General features: G+C 58.2%; 15 protein-coding genes, 2 tRNA genes and 1 other RNA gene. 8 read left to right on the top strand and 10 right to left on the bottom strand.

Going from position 1 to position 17,748, the window contains the following annotated elements:
* The first annotated feature begins 314 nt into the window (after positions 1-314).
* Positions 315-387, top strand: a tRNA-Arg gene (locus G7Y41_RS01035).
* On the opposite strand, the gene G7Y41_RS10190 is transcribed toward G7Y41_RS01035, so the two are convergent.
* The 4 genes from G7Y41_RS10190 to gluQRS form a co-directional block, all read right to left on the bottom strand.
* Positions 346-675, bottom strand: a complete 330-nt coding sequence (locus tag G7Y41_RS10190; RefSeq protein ID WP_165316435.1) for a helix-turn-helix transcriptional regulator — start codon at positions 673-675, stop codon at positions 346-348. The genes G7Y41_RS01035 and G7Y41_RS10190 overlap by 42 nt on opposite strands.
* Before the next feature lie 345 nt (positions 676-1,020).
* Complete coding sequence (locus G7Y41_RS01025; protein WP_165316430.1) at positions 1,021-1,227, bottom strand: helix-turn-helix transcriptional regulator; 207 nt, start codon at positions 1,225-1,227, stop codon at positions 1,021-1,023.
* 349 nt (positions 1,228-1,576) lie between these two features.
* The gene (locus G7Y41_RS01020; protein ID WP_165316431.1) at positions 1,577-1,951 is read right to left on the bottom strand and encodes a hypothetical protein; all 375 of its coding nucleotides are present in this window, start codon (positions 1,949-1,951) and stop codon (positions 1,577-1,579) included.
* Positions 1,952-2,157: 206 nt separating this feature from the next.
* Positions 2,158-3,087 carry a tRNA glutamyl-Q(34) synthetase GluQRS gene (gene gluQRS, locus G7Y41_RS01015; RefSeq protein WP_165316436.1) on the bottom strand — a complete coding sequence of 310 codons (930 nt, stop codon included), beginning with the start codon at positions 3,085-3,087 and terminating at the stop codon, positions 2,158-2,160.
* 746 nt (positions 3,088-3,833) lie between these two features.
* On the opposite strand from gluQRS, the gene G7Y41_RS01010 reads away from it, so the two are divergent.
* The gene (locus G7Y41_RS01010) at positions 3,834-4,238 is read left to right on the top strand and encodes a fluoride efflux transporter FluC (RefSeq protein ID WP_231367328.1); all 405 of its coding nucleotides are present in this window, start codon (positions 3,834-3,836) and stop codon (positions 4,236-4,238) included.
* Positions 4,239-4,446: 208 nt separating this feature from the next.
* Positions 4,447-5,514, top strand: coding sequence for an aldo/keto reductase (locus G7Y41_RS01005; protein WP_165316433.1), 1,068 nt, complete (start codon positions 4,447-4,449; stop codon positions 5,512-5,514).
* Positions 5,515-5,571: 57 nt separating this feature from the next.
* Here the strand turns inward: G7Y41_RS01005 and ffs are convergent.
* The 6 genes from ffs to G7Y41_RS00975 form a co-directional block, all read right to left on the bottom strand.
* An RNA gene (ffs, locus tag G7Y41_RS01000) (signal recognition particle sRNA small type) lies at positions 5,572-5,667 on the bottom strand.
* A gap of 22 nt (positions 5,668-5,689) precedes the next feature.
* Positions 5,690-6,820, bottom strand: coding sequence for an oxidoreductase (locus G7Y41_RS00995; RefSeq protein WP_165316434.1), 1,131 nt, complete (start codon positions 6,818-6,820; stop codon positions 5,690-5,692).
* A 131-nt stretch (positions 6,821-6,951) separates the two neighbouring features.
* Positions 6,952-8,067, bottom strand: a complete 1,116-nt coding sequence (locus G7Y41_RS00990) for an IS1249 family transposase (RefSeq protein WP_196819463.1) — start codon at positions 8,065-8,067, stop codon at positions 6,952-6,954.
* Between the two features lie 249 nt (positions 8,068-8,316).
* Positions 8,317-8,401 (bottom strand) — tRNA-Ser (locus tag G7Y41_RS00985).
* A 111-nt stretch (positions 8,402-8,512) separates the two neighbouring features.
* Complete coding sequence (locus tag G7Y41_RS00980) at positions 8,513-9,253, bottom strand: glutamine amidotransferase-related protein (protein WP_165217210.1); 741 nt, start codon at positions 9,251-9,253, stop codon at positions 8,513-8,515.
* Between the two features lie 57 nt (positions 9,254-9,310).
* Positions 9,311-9,739: a DUF4190 domain-containing protein gene (locus G7Y41_RS00975; protein WP_165315727.1), complete on the bottom strand. Its 429-nt coding sequence runs from the start codon at positions 9,737-9,739 to the stop codon at positions 9,311-9,313.
* A gap of 149 nt (positions 9,740-9,888) precedes the next feature.
* Between G7Y41_RS00975 and G7Y41_RS00970 the strand changes: the two genes are divergently transcribed.
* From G7Y41_RS00970 to G7Y41_RS00950, 5 genes are all read left to right on the top strand, one after another.
* Entirely contained in the window at positions 9,889-11,289 is a 1,401-nt protein-coding gene (locus G7Y41_RS00970; protein ID WP_165315726.1) for a uracil-xanthine permease family protein, read from the top strand.
* 281 nt (positions 11,290-11,570) lie between these two features.
* Positions 11,571-13,202 (top strand): peptide ABC transporter substrate-binding protein, encoded by a 1,632-nt coding sequence (locus tag G7Y41_RS00965; RefSeq protein ID WP_165315725.1) that lies wholly within the window; start codon positions 11,571-11,573, stop codon positions 13,200-13,202.
* 617 nt (positions 13,203-13,819) lie between these two features.
* On the top strand, positions 13,820-14,746 hold the full coding sequence (locus G7Y41_RS00960; RefSeq protein WP_165217202.1) for an ABC transporter permease: 927 nt from the start codon (positions 13,820-13,822) through the stop codon (positions 14,744-14,746).
* Complete coding sequence (locus tag G7Y41_RS00955) at positions 14,739-15,707, top strand: ABC transporter permease (protein ID WP_165315724.1); 969 nt, start codon at positions 14,739-14,741, stop codon at positions 15,705-15,707. The genes G7Y41_RS00960 and G7Y41_RS00955 overlap by 8 nt, the downstream gene beginning before the upstream one ends.
* Positions 15,704-17,665 carry a dipeptide ABC transporter ATP-binding protein gene (locus tag G7Y41_RS00950; RefSeq protein WP_231367327.1) on the top strand — a complete coding sequence of 654 codons (1,962 nt, stop codon included), beginning with the start codon at positions 15,704-15,706 and terminating at the stop codon, positions 17,663-17,665. The genes G7Y41_RS00955 and G7Y41_RS00950 overlap by 4 nt, the downstream gene beginning before the upstream one ends.
* Positions 17,666-17,748 lie beyond the last annotated feature (83 nt).

Below are 17,748 nucleotides of genomic sequence, written 5' to 3'. Positions count from 1 at the left end.
GTGTGGGAAGTGTCGGTGTGGGACACAAGCATCCCAAGCATAAGTTGCGCATGAGAGTGCCCCAAATTTCGTGTTACATTGCCTCAAATCGTGGCCACCTGCTCGTTTGCGACTGCCTCGCACAGGTCTGAGGTGCACACGGTTTGGACTGGGGAACAGGCCGCTTCACTCTCCCGGTTAGTCCCTCAACACCCCTGGTTGACAGAACGTCTATGTTTTTTCAACGACAGTAGCCGGTGTGACGGATCGCCTATGATCTCGTTTTGCTCATTTGCTCCTGACACGCGTAAAGTATTCATCAGCCAAACGGCGATGCGCTCGTAGCTCAATGGATAGAGCATCTGACTACGGATCAGAAGGTTGGGGGTTCGAGTCCCTTCGAGCGCGCAGCGGCCCCGCTCGGTGCGATCCACCGGACGGGGTTCTGCGTATTTCACCACTGTGCACGTTGAAAAATTCATCGGCGGACAACCCGAAAATATCCGCGAGTTCTCCCAGTTGATCGATCGACCACGGATAGCGTCCGTTCCATCTTCCCGACATTGTTGCTCGCGGCAGTCCCATTGCCGTTGCCAGCGTCTTTTGTGTGAAACCACGCCTCGCCGCCTCAGCCCGGACATTCCCGGCGACGATCTCAGACAGCGAAACATTCTCTTGAACTAGTGCGTTGCTCATGGCTCAAAGTGTATAAGATATTGAATAGATGTGTGTAGTTTTGACTATACTCCGAGATTCAGCACATCAACATCAGTTCTACATATGGCGCATGTCATCACTGTGACACCGGTACAGACCCACCTAACTCACGCTGTTCACGCATATCGAGACGGCGCAGACGTCACAGTGAATCTATTCGTTGTGACATTTTTGGTCGAAAAAGGCCATTTTTTGGCCATTCTGAGCACTTTAGGTAGCAATGAATTCTTTCAGTGTGACGTTTTTGTCTCGCAATCGTCATCGTGTCACCCCGTCTACCCAGAGGCGTCGAGGATCAGTCCAGATACTCGAAAGCAGACGGCGCTAGTGGGCCCGACGGCCACGCCCAGGCCGGTTACTCATCCACTCCTCGACAGTCTCGTGCTTCCAGCCGCGTACCGCGCGATCACCGAGCCCAACCAGTACATCTGGGGCTGGGAGGCGCCCCTCTTTTCCGTATTGCTTAGCTGTGCCCACGGTAATGCCGGCGATCTCCGCTAGATCAGAAATACCTAAATACCGAACCGTCATGGCCCCTCCCTCGGTATTGGCGATGAGGCCCTCACCCACCGCATGACGCATGACGGGTGAGGGGATTACTCATCAGCGACGATGGCGACCCTTACCTGGTAGGACTAGACCTACCAGAGTGACAAGTGCTACTATTGAAGCTGGGAGAGCAATCAGAATTCTAATGATCTCGATCATCATCAGTATTCCTTCCTCTTCACCACCCCCGGTTGCCGCCGGGGGTTTACTTTGTCGGCAGAGTTTCCTACCAACAAGAAAATAATACTACCTAGTAGGCAGTATTACAAGTGCCGAAAACTAGGCAGCCGCCGCATCTGCCGCACTCCGTAGAACGTCAAAGGGCGCCCGATCAAAGATTCAGCGACACCAACCAGCGCTCGTCCTCGTCAAGAAAAGCACGACAACGCACGGACGTTGCCCGAAGGCCATTGTCGGCACGCATCTGCTCAAGCGCAGATGCAGAATCCTCGTGCGAAAGGCTGCACAGGACATATCCAAGGGACTGGATCTCAAGATATCCGGAAGTCCCGCCCCCGCGGATCGAGGCGATGGAATGGAACTCATGGCCGGGCTTCTCGCGATGATCGCTCCATCGTTCTTTACGCGCGCGCCGCTCGATCGCGCGGTCAACTTCTGCGCTTTGCGGGATCGTCAGCCACCGATCCGACTCAATGACCATGAGCGTCGGCTCGTGCACTCCGAAAAGTTTCTGAAAGAAATCCACGCCCCCAGTGTGCCATGTTTCCTTCACCGCGCGTACCCACGTCACAGCGGCTTTCCCTGGTGGAAAGCGCGCCGAGGACGAGGTAGGAAAATCAGTGCGCGGTTAGAGGACACCCGGTTCAAGAGCCTCATGCCTCAACATGAGAGTCAGCGCCTCCACGCGCAGGGGACCAACGATGGGGCCGATGGTGCGGGATGCGTTGCAGCTCAGCGGCGCCGTCCGCGTGGTGGAACAACGACCCACGGGTCCCTCGACATCGCTCGAAGCCCCTCAATCCCCAAAGCCTCCGCGATGTCAGCGGCGCACCGCGCCCTCGAAACCCCCAGGGACTCCCCAATCCATTCGACAACATCACCAACCGACCATCCCTCATCGGTAAGTTCAGCTAAAGTCACCGCTCCATCGCGTTTTGCGAGCCTCTCCCCCGATGAATTCACAGCCAGAGGAACATGAACGTACGTCGGTTCAGGCGCTCCCAATGCCCAGAGCAAAGCCGCCTGACCGGGCGACTGTGCAAGCAAGTCATCACCGCGAACAACCTGGTCAATCCCCTCAAACGCATCATCAACCGTTGCTGCAAGGTTATACGCGGGAACCCCGTCAGCCCGCTGGACAACAAAATGATCAACCGTGCCCGCATACTCCCCGGCGAGTTCATCCACCACTGTCCATTGATCCCTTGGAGCGCGGAAACGAAGAGCGGGAGCTCGTCCAAGTTCCGCTAGCTGTTCACGCTTCTCTTGTCGTTCGTCCTCGTTCAGATGAAGACAGGTTCCCGGATAGTGACCCGCGGGAACATGCGGAGCTGACGCGGCCTCGCGAATATCCTTGCGCGTGCAGTAGCACTCGAAAACAAGTCCACGCTCATGCAGTGTGGCAAGCGCACGCCGATGTGCCTCGGCTCGCGTCGTCTGGACGAGGACGGGGCCGTCCCAATCGAGGCCGATGCGGTCAAGATCCTCAAGCTGGCGCTGCGCGGCCTGATCGGTGGAACGCTGCGCGTCGATGTCTTCCATGCGGATGAGGAATCGCCGATCTGTGAGTCGGGCCCATGACCACGCGAGGATCGCCGTGCGGAGATTACCCAGGTGAAAATCACCGGTTGGCGACGGCGCAAAACGTCCCGCACCCACGATCACGGTGTTGTGTCCCTCCGATTGATCGAATTCGTATTGCTCGCTCACTCAGACATTATCTCTCGCAGGCACCCCTCAGTCCTTCTCCTGCCGCGTGCTCACAGCAATCCGACATCACAGCCTCATTCGGGTGCGCGTCATCGTCGACAGCCCCGGAGCAGCGGCTTCGTACACTGAGTGCATGCTGTCTTCGTCGAATGCCCATCGAATACCCATCGGCATAGTGAACCTTCCACCGTGGGCGTGTGTGGCCGTTGGCGGAGGCCTGGGAACTCTCCTTCGAGCCATTCTTGACGAGGCCGCACGTCACACCGCATGGAATACGCACACATTCGTTACATGGTCAACGATCGCAGTCAACCTTGCGGGCGCCTTCTTTTTAGGTGCCGTTTCTGCACGATTGGCCCAATCATCCGATGCCGCTGCGTCAGATGCGTTTGCACGGCACCGCCGGCATCAACGTCAACCTCAACGTCTGAGGGTGAACAGGCTGGTCCGTCCTCGTCAATTGAACAACTGTCAGCCTCGCCCTCGTCCCCGCCTTCCTCGGCGACGCACGAGCGCCTTCGACTCCTTCTCACCACAGGGTTCGCCGGAGGCCTCACAACGTACGGAACGATGATCCTCGCAGCGACTTCACATCTGGACGCCGCCACCTACCTGCATTCATTCATCCTCGTCTTCACGGGGGTTGCATGCGCGGGGCTCGGCTTCGCACTCGCCTCAAAGGGAGGGCAACAACAGTCGTGAACGCAGTCATCGCATGGATCATTCTCCCCTTCGCCGGAGGCCTTGGGGCTGTGTGTCGCTGGAAACTCGACACCGCAGTGAAAGCATTCGCGCTAAAGCGCCGCGAGGATCACTCCCTCGCCCCCTATTTGGGCATCATCGTTGTCAACGTCTTCGGATGTTTCCTCGCCGGACTCACCGGCGTTGTCCTCGCGTCCTCGCTCCCTCTGGGTTTGGTTATATCGACGGGATTCCTTGGCGGATTCACAACCTTTTCCACAGCGGTCATGGACGTGTGGACTCTTTGGAAGAACGGGAAGATCCTCCCCGGTGTCGTCCTGGGATTGGGCACATGGGGATTGTCGTTGGTCGCTGCCCTCCTGGGAATACATGCCGCGGTCATCATGGGATTCAGTGGGTGAACCAACAAGCGCCCTCATTTTGGCTCAAACCACTGGTCAAGCCGTAGATGCCCGGGCGGCACTTGACGAGGACGAGGTCGACGCGATCGCGGATGGGTCACGCCGCAGATGTCCGGACGGCACCCCGCCTGACCAGCATCTACACTGATGTCACCAGAGCACATGCTGACCACCCCCAGCATGAACATCCACGAAGAAGAGGATCCTCATGGCGCACTCGATTGACGAACTTGGAACCCCCGTCGCGCAGCAGCAATTCGACCCGCACTGGCAGGCAGCTACCGACCGTTACAACGCGCCCGGAGCCGTGTATCGTCGCACGGGACGATCCGGCCTCGATATGCCCGCCATCTCGCTGGGACTGTGGCACAACTTCGGTGATGAACGCTCAATCGAACGTCAACGAGCGATCCTGCGAACCGCATTTGATCTGGGAATCACCCAGTTTGACCTGGCAAATAACTACGGCGTTCCCTACGGCAGCGCCGAAGCAAACTTTGGCCGCCACATGGACCACGATTTCCGGCCCTATCGCGACGAAATGATCATCACGACAAAAGCCGGTTACGACATGTGGGAGGGGCCCATTGGCGCAGGAGGGTCCGGTCGCAAATACATGCTGAGTTCGCTCGACCAGTCATTGAAGAGGATGCGGATCGACTACGTCGATATTTTCTACTCACATCGCTTTGACGAAACAACGCCGCTGGAGGAAACAATCGGCGCCCTCGATCAGGCGGTCCGCTCTGGCAAGGCGCTCTACGCGGGGATTTCGTCGTACAACCCGCAGCAGACTCGTCGCGCAGTTGAGTTGGCGCGCGAGGTTCACCTGCCACTGATCGTCAATCAACCTCGGTATTCCATGCTTGATCGCACGGTCGAGGACGGCCTCATTGAGACCTGTGGTGATCTGGGGCTGGGCATGGCTGTTTTCAGCCCACTCGCTCAGGGACTCCTGACGTCGAAGTACCTCGGGGAGGATCGTATTCCCGCCGGATCCCGAGCTGCTGATCAGCGGTATTTAGATGCCGGAAGCCTCACCGATGAGCGCATCACCCATCTGCGGGCGTTGAACGATATTGCTCAGGAACGCGGACAGTCTCTGGCTCAAATGGCGTTGGCCTGGCTGCTGCGTGACGCCCGGATCACAACGGTTCTTGTTGGTGCGTCGTCGCCTGAGCAGTTGCGCGACAGCGTCGGAGCGTTGAATGCCCTCGACTTCAGCGATGAGGAGCTTGCGCGAATCGACACGCATTCACGTGCAGCAGCGATCTAAGAATTGAACTGATCCGATGTCTTAGGCGAGTGAGAGCACCGTCCCCAGGTCCGCGAAAACAAGGATCCTCCGCGCACCCGAAAGCGGACCCTTATCCTTGCTGCATTCCTGCCCTGGGGAGGTTCGGATCATTCCGTCACGCGGAGGACCGAGTCTTAGTGTACACGTGATCTCGCTAGATGAACCGCCGGACCCCGCGACGGTACTGGGCGGGCAGCGGCGTTGCCTCCGCCCGGAGTTGGCCCGCCCACACATGCCCAATCATCGGATCAGTGAGCAACGGGCGAGCAATTTCAACAACGTCCGCGTCACCTCCAACGAGAATCTGTTCCGCCTGCATCGCCGAGCGAATCAGACCAACCGTGGCAATCGGAGTGTTCAGGCCCGCGTCCCTGAGCGCCTGTCGGGTCATTCGCGCGGACTCCACCTGGTATCCCGGTCCGGCTGGGACAGGCGTGATGACGTTCCCACCTGTTGACATGTTCAACATGTCAACACCGTCCTCGACAAGAAGCGGAGCCAAGCGGAGAGTATCCGCCAGCGTCCATGAATGGGAACCAGGATGGGAGTCGTCCTCGACCCAGTCGGTAGCTGACAGTCGAACCATCAGCGCTCCCGATCCAACGGACGCACGCGTGCGACGAACAATTTCGCGGAGGAATCGGGTTCGCCCCTCAAAGTCGCCACCCCATTGGTCGTCACGTGTATTCGATGCGGGAGAGAGGAACTGATGGATGAGGTACCCGTGTGCGCCGTGGATTTGCACGCCATCGAAGCCGGCTTCCATTGCTCGCCTCGCAGCTTGGGCGAAAGCGTCCGCGATCGCGTCGACCTCGTCCTCGTCAAGCTGACGTGGCGGGGTTGTCCCCTCCTGGAAGGGGATTGACGAGGGAGCCTCCGGCGTCCACCCGCCGCACTCGTGAGGGACGGGGCCCAGATCTTCTTCCCACATGGGACGGCCAGATGCCTTACGGCCGGCATGGCTGAGCTGGATGAATGCCGCGGCTCCGGCCTCGTGAATGACCGTTGCCAGCGCGGCAAAACTGGGGATCTGATCGTCACTGTGCAGTGACAGGCAGTTGATGGAGATCCTCCCCTTGGGAACAACCCCCGTTGCTTCAACGATGACGGCGGCGACACCTGACTGGGCGCGCGAGCCGTAGTGAACCAGGTGCCAGGAGTTGGGGCGACCGAGTTCGTCGCCGGAAGCTGCCGCCGAGTACTGGCACATCGGGGGCATCCACAGACGATGAGGAATGTCTATGCCGCCAACGGTGATGGGGCTAAAAAGGAGCGACCGTGCCATACCCACATGGTAGACACAAGTTTTGTGTTCACGCGTGACTACACGTGACCAAGAGAGAACACGGGACCAGGACTTTGGGTTAGCGGACAAAATGTGTTGGTAGTTTAGGTTTCAATTGTTGTGTTGGGGCTTTAGTCCCATCGATTTGTGTATGGGGTGGTGTGGTGGATTTCTGCCCAGACGATTGCGTCGCCCCATTGGGGGATTGATGTGGCGGTTTGGTGGTGTTGTCTGGCGTGGTGGTAGGTGTTTTCGATGTCGCTGTCAGTGGGGAAGGTTTTGAGGAGTTGTGCTGGTGGTAGCGGGTTTGGGCTGTGCATGTAGCACCACCAGAAGATCGCTTTGATGCGTCGGGTTAGGCTCATGCCTCTGTGATCGCGCAGCATTTGGCGTAGGGGTGCGTTGATGGCTCCTTCGATGCGGTTATTGGTTGATGGCATGGTGATGTCCCATTCGTCGTCAAGGAAGGTGAATAAGCGTTTGTCTGCGAGGATTTTGTTGGTGGAGTTTCGGGCTTTAACCAGGCGCGCATGGGTGTATTCGAGGGTTCCATTGGGGGTTGCGGTGCGTTGGGCAAGGAATGCCTCCCAGCGGCGAAGCCAGTCCATGTAGTCGCGGATCCATTGGCGTGCCGATTGGGGTGTTTTAGCTTTCAACAGCGCTAGGGCGAGCTGGCGAAGCTCTTGAGAGGCTGGTAGGCGTGGATGGCGTGTGGTGGCTGTGGTCAGGTTCATGAATACATGAAAGACACATCGTTGGACACTAGTGTCGGGCCAATGTTGGCGGCGAGCTTTCTCAAAACCACCACTGCCGTCAGTGACAACCACATCGGGTGGGGCGATGCGGCTCATAAGCGCACCCCACGCCCTGGAGTTCTCACTACGAGCCACATACCAGCCCAGCACGTGTTCGTTGGTGCAGGCAATCAACACGACCGCTTGACGGCCCAAATGCAGGCCATCAACGAAGACGACTGGGTGGACTTCGTCAACGACGGGACAAAAAGGCCATAACTGCCACAAGCGTTCGTTCTTACGCCTAAACGTTCGTCCCGCCCCTGGCATGTTCTTTTGAAGTTCACCCGATGTCAGCCACTTCAAAAACCGCTCAAGAAGCTTCGCGGTGTTATCAATGCGCCCCACCCGTGACACGCCGCACGCGCGACACCTCCACCGTTGAGTTCCACGAGACGTGTACCCATACCGCGTCATCACAAGACCACAAACTTCACATCGAGGAATATTCATTCCTCAACGATCAGAAAAAACAACTTCAACGCCAACTATTCACTGCAACCACAACCAAAACACACCCACCGACCAACACAAAATGTCCGCGACGCAAGTTGGAAACCACCAACTTCAACACCGACTTTCCCCCGCCATACCAACGAAAAACAACCCAAAAACCAACACGAAAAGTCCGCTAACCCAGGACTTTTCCTAATGATTGCAACGGAAAACCCCCGATTCTCAACCGAGAACCGGGGGCCGGGGCGGAGGATGGGGGATTCGAACCCCCGAGGGCTTGCACCCAACACGCTTTCCAAGCGTGCGCCATAGGCCACTAGGCGAATCCTCCTATGTGCGTTCGTAAGAGCGCACCGGATCATCCTAAACGGAGCTGCACCAAAAACGCGAACCAGCGTGGATGCTCAGTCGATGGGATTGGTCACGAATCACTGACGAGGCGTCACGCGGCGCTGGCGAAAATTTTCACGAAGTTCTTCAGCAGTTGCGCAGCTGGATGGTCACCGTATCCCGTGCGTCCGATGTGGAGAAGCTCTTCTGGGTCATCTGTTCCGGGGTATCCCGCGTCAGAGTATCGCTGCAATGTGCGTTCGATTTCTGGAGAATCCAGTTCGGGGTTGAACTGAGTCGCATAGAAGCTCGGAGTCAGGCGCATCATTTGGATGGGACAACTCAGGGACTTCGCAAGGACGACCGCGCCCTCGGGAGCGACTTCCACGGCCTCGCTGTGGCGAACGAAGGTGGTGAATTCGTGGGTCATTCCCTCAAAGATCGGGTCATCCCACGATCCTGTTGTCAGGAGAATGTCGACGATCTGCGGGTCTTCTGCCCATTTCCGCGACACTTTTCCACCCATGTACACGGTGGCAACTTCTGTGCCGTATCCGCTGGAGAAACACGGGGTGTGTGCACGCAGGATTTCACCAAAGAGCCGCTCAAGCTCACTGTCAACCATCTTCTGCGTCTGCGTTTTTTGTTCGTCGCGCGTTGTGGTGCCGTAGGACGACCCTCCGATGAGGATCCCGGAGTAAGCGGTGACGTCAACGTCGGGAAGGCCGAGCATGTCAATACGGACTTGCTCAAGCTGCTCTTCCCCCAGGCCGGTTGCCGCAAGGAATGAACGATATTCGGATTCAATTGCCTCGTCTTCGGGACGAGTGGACACCAGGAGGAACGGTTTCATACCTGTACTGTAGAGAACTTGTACTTTCGTGAAAAGCGATGTTTCCGGTGAGGCGTTTCACATAACGATGCCGAGATAAATGACGAGAGCCCACAGAATGAGGGCGATCGCAGACACGACGGTTGCTCCGAGCGCGGCTCGTTCACCAATTTTCTGCGGAAGACGCTGCGCTTTGATCAATGCGACGACCCCGAGGATGAGCGAAACCGGCAGAAGCACCGCGATGATCACGCCGGCGATCGTCAGGTTGAGGGCGTGGTAAGCAAGCGCGTTTGTTACCCGCGCTGGCGAGGTATACCCGGGCCCCTCGAAAACTTGAGCCAGGGGGACGTTTTCCGTTCCGGGAAATTGGGAGGATTCTTCCGCGAGTGGGACGTTCTCCACCCGCGTCCGCGCCCCTTCGGCGTAGGGGTCGTCAGGGGACGAGGACGAGCGGCGTCCGTGGCGGCTCGTCGGCATTGTGTCGCGTGATTGTGATGCACTCATCGCCTCTAGGATCCCATACGCGATGATCACATGGGGAACGGCTCACAAAATCTCAGGGATTCATTGGATTGACCCGTAGACGGGCTAACCTGAGATTCCGACCGGTTCACCGGCTCCATGCCCATTAACCTGATCGGAGTTGCTCCCACATGAGCGAAAAGAAGTCTGGCTTTTTCAGCTGGAAATTGCACGGCAATGGCACGTCCATTGAACCGGGCGAAGTTGTTCTTCCTCACGAGCGCCTGTCGTGGCCCCGCACCATTGGCATTGGTGTTCAGCACGTCGTCGCAATGTTCGGCGCAACCTTCCTTGTTCCTCTTCTCACGGGTTTCGATCCGTCAACGACGCTGTTCTTCACCGGCGTTGGAACGATCCTGTTCCTGGGAATCACGTCGGGCCGCCTCCCTTCCTACCTCGGTTCCTCCTTTGCATTGATCGCTCCGATCGGTGCCGTCACGGGCTATGTCGCTGGCGGTGGTGGCACTCTCGACGAGGCGAAGGCCTCTCTTGCTCAAGGTGGCGTGATTTTCGCTGGGGCTTCGCTGCTCATCGTGGGTCTTGTTGTTCACTTCGCGGGTGCGCGCTGGATTGACCGCCTGATGCCTCCGGTGGTGACCGGTGCGATTGTGTCGCTCATCGGCTTCAACCTGGCCCCATCGGCGTGGAATAACGTCAAGACCGCTCCGGTCACGGCTGTTGTGACGATTGTGTCCATTCTTCTCATCACGGTCCTTTTCAAGGGCATCATCGGTCGCCTCTCCATCCTCATCGGCGTCATCATCGGGTACATCACCGCCTGCATTCGCAACGAGGTGAATTTTGATGCGATTGCGTCAGCTGACTGGATTGGGCTTCCTCCGTTTAGAGCGCCGTCTTTCGATTTCACTCTGCTTGGTCTTTTCGTACCGGTTGTTCTTGTTCTTGCTGCGGAGAACATCGGTCACGTCAAGTCTGTGGCGGCAATGACGGGGGAGAACCTCGACGACATCACCGGCCGCGCTCTGGCCGCTGATGGGTTGTCAACGATCCTTGCCGGCACGGGCGGTGGCTCCGGCACAACGACATACGCTGAAAACATTGGCGTTATGGCAGCAACTCGCGTCTACTCGACCGCCGCGTACATTGTCGCCGCCGTCACTGCGCTGGGGTTGTCAATGTTGCCGAAGTTCGGTCAGATCATTGCCACGATTCCCGCTGGCGTCCTCGGCGGTGCCGCGACGATTCTCTACGGCATGATCGGCATGCTTGGCGTGCGTATCTGGGTTCAGAACCGCGTTGACTTCTCCGATCCGGTCAACCTCAACACCGCCGCCGTTGCGATGGTTGTTGCGATCGCTGACTACACGCTGATTGCCGGTCAGATGACTTTCTCCGGTATTGCGCTGGGGTCGATTTCCGCGATCCTCATCTACCACCTCATGCGGTGGATCTCGAAGCTTCGCGGCACGAATCTTGAGGCCGCAACCCCAGCTTCTGCACCGTCGGGGACGGAGCTTGAGGGCGAAGCGTATTCCACGAGGCACCGGTCGTCCACGACGTCTGAGTCCTAACGCCGGCTACACACCGGGTCTTCTTCGTTGTGGGGTTCCCTTTCTTTTCGGAGCCCCACAACGCGTGTGTGCTGTCCGTCTGGCACTGTCACAATCTGCGTGCGCCGCCGCACATCCGCGATCCAGACCACAACTTGACCATTTCGTAACCTTTCGTGACCAAACCGTAATGCACATATGGTGGACAGGAAAGGCTTTCACAAGACAATCAGGTTAATCTTCCTCACATGTTCTGCAAAGCATTGTGCAGAACGTTAACCATTCAACAGGAGGACTCTTCCATGAACCTCAAGAGGACCTGGCTGGTTGTCCCAGCCGCCCTCGCCCTCGGCCTGAGCGCATGCTCGGGAGGAAACGCGGGCAGTAGCTCCAGTTCCCAAAGCGGCACCGTCGAAGCAACACCGGATGCAATCATCACGGTCAATGGCTCGGAACCGCAGAACCCCCTGCTCCCAGGTAACACGAACGAAGTCGGTGGCGGCAAGCTTGTTGACCTGCTCTTCGCCGGACTCATTTACTACGACGCCAAGGGCGAGGCTCACAATGACATGGCCGAGTCCATTGAGCCGAACGAGGATTCTTCCGTGTGGACCATCAAGCTGAAGAAGGGCCAGAAGTTCTCCGACGGCACCGAGGTCAAGGCTCACAACTTCATCGAAGCGTGGAACAAGGTCACGGATCCCAAGAGCCCCATGCTCAACACCAACTTCTTCGTCCCCATCGAGGGCACTGACAAAGAAGGTGTTGGTATGCTCACCGGCCTTAAGGCTGACGAGGACGACTACGGCTTTACCGTCACCCTCAAGGAGCCGACCTCCGACTTCGGTCTGCGCCTGGGCTACTCGGCGTTCTACCCCCTCCCCGACTCCACCTTGGAAAACCCCGAGGCTGGCGGCGAAATGCCCATCGCTAACGGCCCCTACAAGCTCAAGGACGAGAATGCGTGGGAACACAACTCCCGAATCCAACTGGTCGCTAACCCCGACTACAAGGGTGAGCGTCAGCCGAAGAACGGCGGAATCACGGTAGTCTTCTACGCCTCACTGGATGCGGCGTTCGCTGATCTCCAGTCCGGTGTCCTCGATGTTCTTGACGCCATTCCGGACTCAGCGTTCTCCACTTACGAGGGCGATCTCAAGGGCCGTTCCGTAAACCAGCCGGCCGCAATCTTCCAGTCTTTCGCGATTCCGGAGTCGCTTGAGCACTTCTCCGGCGAGGAAGGCAAGCTCCGTCGCGAGGCAATCTCCTACGCGATCGACCGTGAGACCATCACGAAGAAGGTCTTCCAGGACACCCGTACCCCGGCTAAGGACTTCTCCTCCCCGGTCATTCCCGGCTTCATGGATTCCATTTCCGGCAACGATGTCCTGACCTATAACCCGAAGAAAGCCAAGGAACTGTGGGAGAAGGCCGACGCGATTTCCCCGTGGTCGGGTAAGTTCACCATCGCCTACAACTCCGATGGCGGACACCAGGCATGGGTCGATGCTGCTACGAACTCCATCAAGAACGCGCTGGGCATCGAAGCCGAGGGTAATCCCTACCCCGAATTCAAGTCGCTGCGTACCGATATCACAAACCGCACCATCAAGGGCGCGTTCCGTACCGGCTGGCAGGCCGACTACCCGAGCATGTTGAACTTCCTCAGCCCGATCTACGCCACCGGCGCAGGCTCGAACGACACGGACTACTCAAGCAAGGAATTTGACGGACTCCTCGCACAGGCGTCGTCAGCTCCCACCGTCGACGAGGCCAACGAGTTCCTCTACAAGGCCCAGGAAGTCCTCCTCAAGGATCTCCCGGTGATCCCGCTGTGGTACGCCAACGTTGTTGGCGGTTGGGCCGAGGGCGTGAACAACGTCACCTTCGACTGGCACTCAGTCCCCGTCTACACCGATATCACGAAGAACTGAATACTCGGGGTTCGCTCAACTGAGCACCCCGGCAGTGCTTCTTTGCGGCGATGACCGTCAAGGAAACTCGTGACTGAATCACTGTGTGGCGAGTGGGAGTGATCCCACTCGCCACACGTGGTTTTCAACGCCCGGCATGTGCCGTGGTCCTTGTGTTGTAGTCCGTGTGCCGTGGTCATCGTCCGTCTCATGCGACACATACACCAGATCCGAATTCTTCGGTGTTCCCTCATGTCGCCTCTGGCAATACGTCGTCGAAGAAGACCTCGGTTTCCTCACGCGAATCAGTTGCGGAGAAACACACCGCTGACTCATGTTGTCGAAGGACTCATCGACGAAATCCTCGGCAGATCAGTCCACGCCACGCACATAGGTCGAACACCCCACATCCATCGCGGTCAAGCACCGTATTTCATAGGAAATTCGCAGAATCGCCCTGCACCACAACACCGCCTGATCAGGACATTTACTCGACGATTAGGCAGTTTGCTGTTTGTTTACCCTATGATGATTCAGAGTGGTCATCTCCAAAAGACGATTGAACACCCCTGGTGCCCACTCGCACCAGTGCCCGTTACGGAGTAAAAACTCCGCCTATATCTTGAGAAGGACTGTCCATGCTGCGCTATATCGGACGGAGGCTCTTGCAGACCATTCCGGTCTTCTTCGGAGCTACGTTCCTGATCTTCGCGATGGTCTACCTGATGCCAGGTGACCCTGTCCAAGCTCTCGGTGGCGACCGCGGCCTCACCGAAGCGGCCGCTGACGCTATCCGCGCCGAGTACAACTTAGACAAGCCGTTCTGGATGCAATACCTGCTCTACCTCAAGGGAGTCTTCACGCTTGACTTCGGGACAACGTTCTCGGGTCAGCCAGTTTCCCAGGTCATGGCACACGCATTCCCCATCACTATCCAGCTTGCGGTCTACGCTTTAGCTATTGAGGCAGTCTTCGGCATCATCCTGGGCACGATCGCCGGTGTTCGACGCGGCGGAATCTTTGATTCGACAATCCTTGTTTTCTCCCTCCTCCTGATCTCCGTTCCGACGTTCGTCCTGGGCTTTGTCATGCAGTTCCTTCTGGGTGTCAAGTGGCAGATCTTCCCCACGACCGTCGGGGCCAACGTCTCGTGGCAGTCCCTGACCATGCCAGCCATCGTGCTCGGTGGTGTATCGCTGGCCTACGTCATCCGACTCACCCGTCAGGCCGTATCCGAGAACGTCTACGCGGACTACGTCCGTACCGCCCGAGCAAAAGGCCTTCCGGGATCACAGGTCATGACCCGTCACGTCCTGCGCAATTCACTGATTCCCGTCGCCACGTTCCTTGGAGGCGACCTGGGTGCGCTCATGGGTGGCGCGATCATTACCGAAGGAATTTTCAACATTTCCGGTGTCGGTGGCACGCTGTGGCAAGCCATCATCAAGGGTGAACCCGCAACCGTTGTCTCGGTAACCACCGTTCTTGTTCTTGTCTACATTTTCGCCAACCTGATTGTCGACCTGCTCTACGCAGTTCTCGACCCGAGGATCCGCTATGAGTGAGCTCATTCCTTCCGCAAGCATTCAGCGCACACGCGCCGGGCAGGCGCACTACGTCTCCGACATCGACGAAACCGGTCTTGGCGCAGTCGATGCCGTCCCCGACGATTCCGCTCCCGCATCCATGTGGGGCGAGGCATGGAAGAATCTCCGTCGCAGACCACTCTTCTGGATTGCCGCAGTCATTATTCTCAGCGCGATCATCATTTCGCTCTTCCCCGGTCTTTTCACCAGCCAGGATCCGCGATTCTGTGAGCTGTCAAACTCGCTCGGACGCCCCACAGACGGACACCCCTTCGGTTTCGACCGCCAAGGGTGCGACGTCTATTCACGCGTGATCTACGGAGCTCGCGCCTCGGTCACCGTCGGTGTTGTCACCACGCTATGCGTCGTGCTCATCGGCGCAACAATCGGTGCTCTTGCCGGCTACTTCGGCGGATGGTTCGACGCACTTCTCTCGCGTATCACCGACATTTTCTTCGCGATCCCCTTGCTGCTTGCCGCGATTGTCTTCATGCAGATGTTCAAGGAAAACCGCAATGTGTGGATGGTTGTCATCGTGCTGGCTGCGTTCGGATGGACCCAGATCGCTCGTATCACCCGAGGCGCCGTGATGACGGCGAAGAACGAAGAGTTTGTGACCGCGGCTAGAGCGACGGGTGCCTCGCGTTTCCGTATCCTCATGAGCCACATCATCCCCAACTCAATGGCTCCGATCATCGTCTACGCGACGGTCGCATTAGGTACTTTTATCGTTGCGGAAGCTTCCCTGTCCTTCATGGGCATCGGTCTTCCCCCCACAGTTGTCTCATGGGGTAACGACATTTCCGCCGCTCGCGCGTCGCTGCGCACCAGCCCGATGGTGCTCTTCTACCCGGCGCTCGCGCTGGCGATGACCGTTCTCAGCTTCATCATGATGGGCGACGCGGTCCGCGACGCTCTTGACCCGAAGGCACGCAAGTGAGCGAACACGACGAAACCACTCAGCCCACACCGCAGGAGGCCGCCCTCGAAGACGCGGTGACCCGTACGGTGCTCGGTGACGATGCGCAGCAGCGTCCGTCCTCGTCCCCTGACAGCGACGCACACACCACGTCGGATCAGGTTCATCCCGACGATCAGAATCCTCTGCTCAAGATCGAGAACCTGGAAGTCACGTTTACAACATCCACGGGCATCGTTCCTGCCGTGCGCGGCGCGAATTTGACGATCTACCCGGGACAGACAGTTGCCATCGTCGGCGAGTCCGGCTCCGGGAAATCAACAACGGCGGCAGCGATCATTGGTCTTCTACCCGGAACCGGTAAAGTCACCGGCGGATCCGTCGAGTTCGACGGCCAGGACATCACGAACCTGTCGATGAAAGACTGGGTGAAACTGCGCGGATCCGGCATCGGACTGGTTCCACAAGACCCCATGACGAACCTCAACCCGGTGCTCCGCGTGGGCAGGCAGGTCAAGGAGGCACTCAAGGCGAACCACGTTGTCCCCAACTCCGAGGTCGGGCAACGCGTTGCCCAGCTTCTTGAGGAGGCGGGACTGCCCGACGCGCAGCGCCGTGCAAAACAGTTCCCCCACGAGTTCTCCGGCGGTATGCGCCAGCGCGTCCTCATTGCCATCGGCATGGCTGCACGCCCAAAGCTTCTCATCGCTGATGAACCGACGTCCGCACTGGATGTCACCGTTCAGCGCCGCATCCTCGACCACCTGGGGACGCTCACGCACGAACTGGGGACTGCGGTGCTCTTCATTACGCACGACCTGGGTTTGGCCGCCGAGCGTGCTGAGCAGCTGGTGGTGATGCACCGTGGGCGCATCGTTGAGTCCGGTCCCGCACTGGAAATCCTTCAGCATCCGCAGCATCCGTACACGAAGCGCCTGGTTTCCGCTGCTCCGTCGCTGGCGTCAGCGCGCATCGAATCAGCCCACGCCCACGGGATCCAGGTGACAGAGGAGGAACTCACCGGAGCCGGAAAGGGTGCCACGTCAACCGAAGAAATCATTCGCGTTGAAAATTTGACGAAGATCTTCGATATCCGTGGAGCTAAAGGCGAGGCGAAGACCCTCCGGGCTGTTGATGACGTGTCTTTCGCGCTGCGTCGTGGCACGACACTGGCGGTCGTTGGCGAGTCCGGTTCAGGTAAGTCAACCGCCGCGAACATGATTCTCCACCTGCTTGAGCCGACCTCAGGAAAAGTATTCTTTGACGGACAGGACACCTCGCAGCTGTCGGATAAAGAGCTGTTCCAACTGCGTCGACGCCTCCAGGCCGTTTTCCAGAATCCGTACGGTTCGCTCGATCCGATGTATTCGATCTTCCGAGTCATCGAGGAACCGCTGCGTGTCCACGGGTACGGCACACTCACCTATGCGAAGCAAGAGTTTGCTCGCGCACAGGCAACGGGACGCGAACCCGAGGAATGGATTTCTCGCCTGCTTGAGGCCGAGAACTCTGGCCGTCAGCTCAGCGCCGCCGAGAAGAAGGAACTCAATCCGAAGCGCCTGCGCATCAATCGGGTGTCCGAACTGCTCGACATGGTGGCTCTGCCGCGTTCGGCGATGCGTCGCTATCCGAATGAGCTTTCCGGCGGTCAGCGCCAGCGCGTTGCCGTGGCGCGTGCGCTTGCCCTCAATCCGGAAGTCATCGTCCTCGACGAGGCCGTGTCCGCCCTGGACGTCCTCGTGCAGAACCAGATCCTCTACCTGCTCAATGACTTGCAGGCACAGCTGGGATTGTCCTATCTCTTCATCACGCATGACCTTGCGGTGGTCCGTCAGATCGCCGACGACGTTGTTGTCATGGAGAAGGGCAAACTCGTCGAGATGAACTCCACGGATGATCTCTTCAACCATCCGGTGCAGGACTACACGCGCGAGCTCATTGAGGCGGTCCCCGGCCGTCAGATTCAGCTCAACTTGTAAACCTGTTCCGGTTGGATCGGTACTCCAGCCAGAATCGAGAAGACCCGCCACTCGTTCCTCGGGGGAAACCCGGGACGGTGGCG

Origin of the sequence: Schaalia sp. ZJ405, assembly GCF_011038885.2 — a bacterium.
GTDB lineage: Bacteria > Actinomycetota > Actinomycetes > Actinomycetales > Actinomycetaceae > Pauljensenia.
The sequence above is the reverse complement of the archived record's forward strand: the minus strand, read 5'-3'. Positions and strand labels throughout refer to the sequence as shown.